The following is a 7,311-nucleotide window of genomic DNA, read 5'->3' as shown; positions in this document are numbered from 1 at the left end:
TTTACCTTTTCACCTTTTATTAACTTTACACTTTCTGTTCTAGATAAATTGTAAACGCCACTTATAATCGAATCTACCCTTAAAGATGAAACTGTAAAAGATATTTCCTTGAAATTAAATTCATTTTTGATAATATCTTTTACAGTTATTTCTCTGACATTTACTTTATTTCTAGAGACCTTCTCTAAGTTAATAATTATAAAATCACATATATCTTCACTTACAATTACTTGACAGAAGTTATCATGTATTAGTATATCTCCAATTTTTTCTCGTTTTATACCTAAATGTAGCAAAGCTCCCAAATAATCTCTATGAGAAATGCTCTTAAATTTAAAATTTCCTTCAATCTGTATTGCTTTTAAACTACCTGTTACTTCTTCCTCTTCAATATAATACGGAAAAATATATATTATTTGCCTTTCTGATCCTTCATATCCACCATCTACTTTATATTTTAAATCTCCCTCTGAGTTCAAAATATCTATTGCATTTTTAACTTCAAAGGGATTTAAAAATTCTGTAGTCTTTACATCGTAATTTTTCAAGCAACTATTTGCTTTGTCTATTACCTTGTACATTTTGTTTTTGAGTTCTATATCTTTAATATGTGCTGTAAGTCTTAATTTATCCATTTCTACCAGAATATAATATATACTAAATTTTTCATTAATCCTATTAATAAAATAGCCACCACTGGTGAGAAATCAATAGGAAGTGACACATATCTATATAAAACCTGTCTTATAGGCTCCTCAATCGGATCTGTAACCATACTTAAAACCTCATAAAGCTTACTCATCCTAATTGATGGTATCCAACTCAATAAACATTGTATAAGTATGATGAATGATATTAAATCTAGTAATTTTATCAGCGATATTGCCAATATATACATATTATTTCTCCTTTATTCAATTATTTTTGCCATGGAAAAAAGGCTTTGCTTTCTAATTCCTTTTTCATATTTGCATCTATATCTACATTATTTGGTGCTAATATAAATATTGCCTTTGATACCTTTTGTATAGTTCCTTCGACTACATAAACTGCACCACTCATGAAATAGAATATTGCTTTTCTAGTATCTACGTCTTGAGCTAGTCCTTCTAGATTAACTATAACAGCCTTTTTTTGTTTTAAATGATCAGCTATTACAGTTACATCTTCGTATTTTTTAGGTTCTACTATTACGACTTTCATTTGATTCACTCCATGTAAATTAACAACCTTACTTGTTGCAGTAGTTTTAGTTGAGCTTTTTATTGCACTTATGTCGTTACCTATTTGTTCTTCTTCAGTTTCTTCTAATTCATCTTCTATTTCATCGTCATCATAATAATCTTCTTCTTCTGTCATCCAATGTTTAAATTTAGAAAATAAACCATTTGCCATTATTTCCATCCTCCTTTAAATTTATAATCCTTTTTTTAATATTTTTAATTATATTTTCAAGTACTAAATATAATTTAAGTCCTACATATAAATACTATTTAAACTTATTTATTATAATTTCTTGGACCAAATATTGCTGTTCCTACTCTTACAATAGTAGCACCGTGTTTTATCGCAATATGGTAGTCATGACTCATTCCCATAGATAGAGTATCCATAGAAACATTTTGAAGGCCAAGCGCTTCTATTTCTAAAGATAAATCCTTTAATCCTTTAAATACGCCTTCTATAACCTCTTCATCTTCTACAAATGGTGCCATTGTCATAAGACCTTTAATTCTTATATTTTTATATTTTTCAGATACAATCTTAACAAAATCTACTACATCGTCTTTATAAAGTCCATGTTTAGTTTCTTCCTTAGATATGTTGACTTGAACTAGGCAATCTATAACTCTGTCTATTTTTTCTGCTCTTTTTTGGATTTCCTCACATAGAGGCTCTCTATCTAATGAATGTATCATTGTGACTTTATCAATTATATATTTTACTTTATTAGTTTGCAATGTCCCTATTAAATGCCAATTTACTTTATCTCCTATTACTTCGTACTTTCTAGCTAACTCTTGAGGTTTATTTTCACCTACATCTGTTATACCAGCATTTATAGCTTCAAGTACTGCGTCAGTATCGACTGTTTTTGTAACAGCCATTAAATTGACCTCTTTAGGGTCTCTACCACAATCATTGCATATTGATGCAATTTCATTTCTAATTTTATTTATATTTGCTTCTATACTCATTACTTAAACGTCACCTGCTCACTTTAATATTTTTGTTTATAAAATTTGGATATAATAATATTCTATCATATAAATTCAAATTTTTTTCATCTTTAATTCTATTATAATCCACATATAGATATTTTTCATCTTTATAAAAATTTTTATTTAAACTTACAAATTCAGGCATTTTTGTCTCTTCATTTATTACATAAACACCTAAAATATTATTTTCTTCTACAATAGATTCTATAGGAATTTTAAAACCTTCTATTTTTTTATATATTATATCAAATTCTTTAATTCTTGTATCGTATATTGACATATTTTGTTCCATAATTTTTATTATCGCAGCATTTTTTCCATTCTTTTTATATATATTGTAAACTTTTCCACTAATCTCCTGTTCGTTTATAACAATGTTCACATCTTGATTATTTTTCAAAACATTTTTATCAGTAAATATGTATACATATACTTCATTCGGATTTATTATTCTAAGCAATATATCCGATGATTTAACTTTATGCTTTTCAGATTTTATATCAACAAAATTATTTTCAATAGAATCTATTATATCTTCATCTATATCTTCTTTTTGGCGATCTAGTTTGTCATAATTATCATCGTATTTAAAAGATACAATTCCTGAAATAGGTGATTTATAATCTATAAAATAATTATTTCTTTTACTTTCTAATATTTTAAGTTGCTCTTTTTTATTGAGTATAATATTTGAATTTACGCTGTTTTTTTCTTGCTCTAATTTTTTTATATCATCTTGTAGGGATTTAATTTGACTTGATATTTCATCGTTTTGATTCAATTGATTTACTGTAAGTATAGACTTATCCTTTTGGATTTTTTCTCCAGAACAAACATTATAGCTTACAGTACCTTCTTCATTCGATTTTATAAGATATTCCTCCATTACAACTAGACCTGTTTCTTTTATTTTTAGCGAAATGCATTCATTTTCGAGTACTTTAGTTTTTGTAAAGTAACCAATTGCCCAAATTATAATTTGAACTGATATATACACAATCACTATAAGTATAAATAAATTTGTATATTTTATTTTAATCCTCTTTTTCGCCAAGACTCCACCCCCTAAAATAATCAGCTATATTATTATTTGTTATTAACAATTATTTCTCCTTTAATTTTTATTAAACCTATTGTTAAAATTTTAAATATTATTTTCAAAAAAAATTGCTGTAAAATGATCAAAATCAATTTACAGCATTCTCTGTATTTTATTATATTAATTTTTAAATGAATGTATTGGAGCTGGTATTTTACCACCTCTGTCTATGAAATCTTTAGAAGAATATTTATTAACTTCCATTACAGGAGCTCTACCTAATAGACCTCCAAATTCAACCATTTCACCAACCTTACAGCCTGGAGCTGGTATAACTCTGACTGCAGTTGTCTTGTTATTTATCATACCTATAGCAGCTTCATCGGCTATCATAGCTGCTATTGTCTCAGCTGGTGTATCTCCAGGAACTGCTATCATATCTAGACCAACTGAACATATAGCTGTCATAGCTTCTAATTTTTCTAAGCATAAAGAACCGTTTAAAACTGCATCTATCATTCCTGCATCCTCTGATACTGGTATAAATGCACCACTTAATCCTCCTACACGAGAACAAGCCATAACTCCACCTTTTTTAACAGCGTCGTTAAGTAATGCTAGAGCTGCTGTTGTACCGTATGCACCTACAACTTCAACACCCATTTCTTCAATTATATTTGCAACAGAATCTCCTATTGCTGGTGTTGGAGCTAATGATAAGTCCACTATACCAAAAGGAACGCCTAAACGTTTAGAAGCTTCTTGTCCAACTAATTGTCCCATTCTAGTTACTTTAAATGCTGTATTTTTTATTGTATCTGCTACAACATCAAAAGATTCACCTTTAACCTTTTCAAGTGCTCTTTGAACAACTCCAGGACCACTTACACCTACATTTATAACTGTGTCTGCTTCTCCAACTCCATGGAAAGCACCTGCCATAAATGGATTATCTTCAACAGCATTACAAAATACAACTAATTTAGCACAACCAAATCCCTTTTGTTCTTTTGTTAATTCAGCTGTTTGTTTTACTATTTGTCCCATTTCTTTTATAGCATCCATATTAAGTCCAGATCTCGTAGAACCTACATTAACTGATGCACAGACCTTATTAGTACATGCTAAAGCTTCTGGAATTGATTTTATCAATATTTCATCACCTTTAGTATAACCTTTTTGGCATAAAGCAGAAAATCCACCTATAAAATCTATTCCTAATTCTTCTGCTGCTTTATCTAAAGTTTTTGCAAATTCCACATAGTCTTTATCATCGCAAGCTCCTGCTACTATTGATATAGGTGTTACAGAAACCCTCTTATTTACTATTGGAATTCCAAACTCACTTTCAATTTCTTTACCCACTTTTACTAAATCCTTAGCACAAGTAGTTATTTTTTTGTATATTTTTTCTCTTGCCTTTTCTCCATCAGAATCAATGCAGTCAAGTAGAGATATACCCATTGTTATAGTTCTAATATCTAATTTCTGTTCTTCTATCATGCTGATAGTTTCTAGTATATTTTTAACGTTCATGACTACCCCCTAAATTCTATGCATTTTGTTAAAAATTTCTTCTCTTTGAATTCTAGCTTCTACACCTATAGATTCTCCTCTTTTTACTAGAGCATCCTTAATTTCGTCAAAAGATTTAGAACTTGTACTTAAATCTACCATTACTACCATAGTGAAAAAGTCTTCCATTATAGTTTGTGTTATGTCAATAATATTGACATTTAGTTTAAATAATTCATCAGATATTGCTGCCACTATCCCAACTTTGTCTTTTCCTATTACTGTTAAAAATGCTTTCATTATTTCTCCCCCTTTACGTTGATGATTTAATTCTATTATTATTTACATAAATTGTCAAACATTTATTTATATTTTTTAAAAATAGTTCTTATTTTAAATTATATAGTGTTTTTTATATGTATTGTTTTTATATTGATGTTCGATTTTATATAATTTACTATTTACAAAAAAATAAAAAAGCACCGATAAATTAATTATCAGCGCTCTTTTATTTTTAATTATTTAATTTACTATTTTGTTATTACATCTACACCCATATAAGGTCTTAATACTTCTGGAACTACTACAGAACCATCTTCTTGTTGATAATTTTCAAGTATAGCAGCAAATGCTCTACCTACAGCAAGACCTGAACCATTTAATGTATGACAGTATTCTGCTTTAGCATCTTTACTTCTCTTGAATCTTATTCCAGCACGTCTAGCTTGGAAGTCTTCACAGTTTGAGCAAGAAGATATTTCTACGTATCTATTGTAGCTTGGCATCCATACTTCTAAGTCATATTTGAAAGCAGCAGTGAATCCTAAGTCACCAGTACATATTCTTACAACTCTATATGGTAATCCTAATTTTTGTAGTAAATGTTCTGCATTTGCAGTTAATTTTTCTAATTCATTGTATGATTCTTCTGGTGCACATATTTTAACCATTTCAACTTTGTTGAATTGATGTTGTCTAACTAGACCTCTAGTATCTCTACCTGCAGAACCAGCTTCTGATCTAAAGCATGGAGTATAAGCAGTATAGTTAAGTGGTAATACATCATATGGAAGTATTTCATTTGCATGTATATTAGTTAGAGGTACTTCTGCAGTTGGTATTAAGAAATATCCATTGTCTACTTTGAACATGTCTTCTTCGAATTTTGGTAATTGACCAGTTCCTATAAATGAATTTGCATTTGCCATAAATGGTGGTATAAATTCAGTGTATCCTTGAACTGTTGTATTTTCATCTAAGAAGAAATTATATAATGCTCTTTCTAATTTAGCACCTTTATTTTTATATAAAGTAAATCTTGATCCTGTTATTTTAGCAGCTCTTTCGAAATCTAATATATCTAAATCAGTTCCTATATCCCAGTGAGCTTTGAAATCAAAGTCAAATTTTCTAGGTTCTCCCCATTTTCTTTCTTCTACGTTATCTGCATCAGTTTCTCCTTGAGGAACTTTTGGATTTGGAACATTAGGTATTCTAAGTAATCTATATTTTAATTCATCTTGAACTTTTTTAACTTTTTCATCTTCAACTTTTATTTTATCTGATAATTCTTTAAGTCTAGCTTTATCTGCTGTAACGTCCTTTCCTTCTTTTATAAGTTGAGGTATTTTTTTAGATTCGATGTTCATTTCATTTTTCATTACTTCAACTTCTTTTAATAATTCTCTTCTTTCGTCGTCTAGTGCTACAACTGCATCAAGGTCAAATTCTTTTTCACCCCTTCTGTCCATAGCTTTCTTAATATCATCTAAATTTTCTCTTATTCTTTTGATATCTAACATTTTTTTCCTCCTAAGTATTTTATTATGTATAATTGCACACCTACTAAAGGTATTAGTCCCTAAACATATTTATCCAATTTAACTATATTTTATTCATTTAGAATTATATTGTCAATTCTTTAGAAAAAATATATCAGTTTATATAATACAAGCAATTTACACCCTATATAAAATTATAACCATTCTAAAAAAAAATTCCATATATAATTACAATATAAATAGATATTTTTTTATTTTATTTCCAATTTATACAAATCTTATACATTTTTATATATAAATTTATATAATTTAAATATTTAATACAGCAAGTGTACTATTCTTTCACATACATATAAAAAGGGGATACTTAAATTATGCATCCCCTTATAATTGGCTATTTTAAATTATTATTTTTTATTTCTAAGCTTTTTTATTTTCTTTAGCTCTTTCTTCCCAGAATGTAGCTCCTTTTATTCCTAAGCTAACAGGATCAAAAGTTATTTCTGTAGTAGGAACTCCAGATTTAAGTTGACGTTCATAGTCATTGAAGCATTTCATAACTGTGTTAGATAAGATTAATATAGCTATGATATTTAACCATGCCATCATACCAACACCTATATCACCCATTGTCCAAGCTAAGCTTGCTGATTTAACTGCACCGAATGCTATCATTATTAAGAATACTACTATTAATACATATATAGCAGCTTTAGAGCTCTTACCACCAGTTATTTTCTTGATTATATAAGTT

9 protein-coding genes are annotated in these 7,311 nt (G+C 28.4%); all 9 read right to left on the bottom strand.

The features are described 5' to 3' along the window. Nucleotides 1-635, bottom strand: a 635-nt coding sequence (locus SPD90_RS02450) for a YlmH family RNA-binding protein (RefSeq protein WP_320924206.1), incomplete at its 3' end; no start/stop codon positions are given. Nucleotides 636-637: 2 nt separating this feature from the next. Then, nucleotides 638-898: a YggT family protein gene (locus tag SPD90_RS02445; RefSeq protein WP_320627141.1), complete on the bottom strand. Its 261-nt coding sequence runs from the start codon at nucleotides 896-898 to the stop codon at nucleotides 638-640. 20 nt (nucleotides 899-918) lie between these two features. Beyond that, nucleotides 919-1,395: a cell division protein SepF gene (locus SPD90_RS02440; RefSeq protein WP_320627140.1), complete on the bottom strand. Its 477-nt coding sequence runs from the start codon at nucleotides 1,393-1,395 to the stop codon at nucleotides 919-921. A 104-nt stretch (nucleotides 1,396-1,499) separates the two neighbouring features. After that, nucleotides 1,500-2,198: a YggS family pyridoxal phosphate-dependent enzyme gene (locus SPD90_RS02435; protein ID WP_320627139.1), complete on the bottom strand. Its 699-nt coding sequence runs from the start codon at nucleotides 2,196-2,198 to the stop codon at nucleotides 1,500-1,502. 10 nt (nucleotides 2,199-2,208) lie between these two features. Further along, nucleotides 2,209-3,276 (bottom strand): HlyD family efflux transporter periplasmic adaptor subunit, encoded by a 1,068-nt coding sequence (locus tag SPD90_RS02430; RefSeq protein ID WP_320627138.1) that lies wholly within the window; start codon nucleotides 3,274-3,276, stop codon nucleotides 2,209-2,211. A 165-nt stretch (nucleotides 3,277-3,441) separates the two neighbouring features. Beyond that, on the bottom strand, nucleotides 3,442-4,797 hold the full coding sequence (locus tag SPD90_RS02425; protein WP_320627137.1) for a PFL family protein: 1,356 nt from the start codon (nucleotides 4,795-4,797) through the stop codon (nucleotides 3,442-3,444). 9 nt (nucleotides 4,798-4,806) lie between these two features. Next, complete coding sequence (locus tag SPD90_RS02420; RefSeq protein ID WP_320924205.1) at nucleotides 4,807-5,076, bottom strand: ACT domain-containing protein; 270 nt, start codon at nucleotides 5,074-5,076, stop codon at nucleotides 4,807-4,809. A gap of 230 nt (nucleotides 5,077-5,306) precedes the next feature. Beyond that, complete coding sequence (serS, locus tag SPD90_RS02415; protein ID WP_320924204.1) at nucleotides 5,307-6,578, bottom strand: serine--tRNA ligase; 1,272 nt, start codon at nucleotides 6,576-6,578, stop codon at nucleotides 5,307-5,309. 399 nt (nucleotides 6,579-6,977) lie between these two features. Next, nucleotides 6,978-7,311: alanine:cation symporter family protein (locus tag SPD90_RS02410; RefSeq protein ID WP_320924203.1), on the bottom strand; the 334-nt coding region annotated here is incomplete at its 5' end.

The sequence above is a fragment of the Intestinibacter sp. genome, assembly GCF_034113885.1.
Classification (GTDB): domain Bacteria; phylum Bacillota; class Clostridia; order Peptostreptococcales; family Peptostreptococcaceae; genus Intestinibacter.
The sequence above is the reverse complement of the archived record's forward strand: the minus strand, read 5'-3'. Positions and strand labels throughout refer to the sequence as shown.